Source organism: Cellulomonas bogoriensis 69B4 = DSM 16987, from assembly GCF_000767165.1.
Lineage (GTDB): Bacteria > Actinomycetota > Actinomycetes > Actinomycetales > Cellulomonadaceae > Actinotalea > Actinotalea bogoriensis.
Genome location: NZ_AXCZ01000510.1, coordinates 1 through 285 on the forward strand (window position 1 = coordinate 1; position 285 = coordinate 285).

Genomic DNA, 285 nt, shown 5'->3' on the forward strand with positions numbered 1-285 from the left:
CCCGGCCGGGCGTGCGGGCTCGGGCCTGCACGACCTGTGGGCGCAGGTCCGGGCCGAGGCGTCCGACCTGTGCGACCCGCACGGCCGTCACAGGCTCGTCGAGGTCGCGGCCGACCAGGAGCTCGCCGACGCGCTCCGGGCCCTGCCGCTGCGGCTCAGCACCATGGGCCGGGACCTGGACGAGGACCCGGGGGCGTTCCTCGCGTCAGCCGTCGCCGGCGTGCACGCGGTCGACCTGCTGGCCCGGTGAGGGCCTGGTCACAGCCGGCACGCGTGGATCGAGGT

1 protein-coding gene is annotated in these 285 nt (G+C 77.2%); it reads left to right on the forward strand.

Going from position 1 to position 285, the window contains the following annotated elements:
- A partial coding sequence (locus N869_RS16240; protein WP_035063576.1) for a DUF3866 family protein occupies positions 1-250 on the forward strand: 250 nt, incomplete at its 5' end.
- Positions 251-285 lie beyond the last annotated feature (35 nt).